This is a genomic window from Haloferax sp. Atlit-4N, assembly GCF_003383025.1.
GTDB classification, from domain to species: Archaea; Halobacteriota; Halobacteria; order Halobacteriales; family Haloferacaceae; genus Haloferax; species Haloferax gibbonsii.
The window spans coordinates 1-723 of sequence record NZ_PSYY01000036.1; the positions used below are offsets into that span (position 1 = coordinate 1).

At 69.0% G+C, this 723-nt stretch carries 1 protein-coding gene; it reads left to right on the top strand.

Going from position 1 to position 723, the window contains the following annotated elements:
• On the top strand, positions 1-723 hold a 723-nt coding region (locus tag C5C07_RS20400; RefSeq protein ID WP_147302081.1), incomplete at both ends, for an MFS transporter.

A 723-nucleotide genomic window follows, 5' to 3' on the forward strand; every position in this document is an offset into this window, starting at 1 on the left:
CTTTCTTTTGACCGGCCTCGCGCTCGTCGCCGTCGGGAGCGCCGGCTACCTCGTGTTCACGGCCTACGGCTCGATACTCGTCATGCGTGCGCTCCAGGGTCTCGGCGCGGCGTTCACCATCCCGGTCACGGTGGCGCTCGTGAACGAACTCTCCGACGAGGACGAACGCGGCGGCAACTTCGGCCTGTTCAACACCTTCCTACTGCTCGGTTTCGGGACCGGCCCGCTCGTCGCCGGCGGCGTCGTCACCGCCGGCCCCTACTCGCTCGCCGGCGTCGCGCTCTCCGGCTTCGACGCCGCGTTCCTCGTCGCGGTCGTCGGCGCGGCGGTCAGTTTCGTCCTCATCGCGCTGCTCATCGAGGACCCAGAACGGACCGACAGCGAGGCGGCCGACGACATCTCGATTTCGGTTCGGAACCCCGACGGCCCCGGCCTCGACCCCGTGTTCGCCCTCGGCGTCGCGACCGTCGTGATGGCGCTGAGCATCGCCATGTACGCCCCGCTCGCAAACGTCATCAACGAGCGCCTCGACCAGGGGACGTTCCTGTTTTCGGTGCAGTTCGGCGCGACCGTCCTCGCCAACGTCGTCTTCCAGTACCCCATCGGCCGGCTGAGCGACCGCTACGGGCGGCGGCCGTTCCTCGTCGGCGGCTTCGTCCTCCTGCTCCCGACGACGCTCGCACAGGGGTTCGTCCAGACGCCGGCGCTGATGATTCTCGCGCG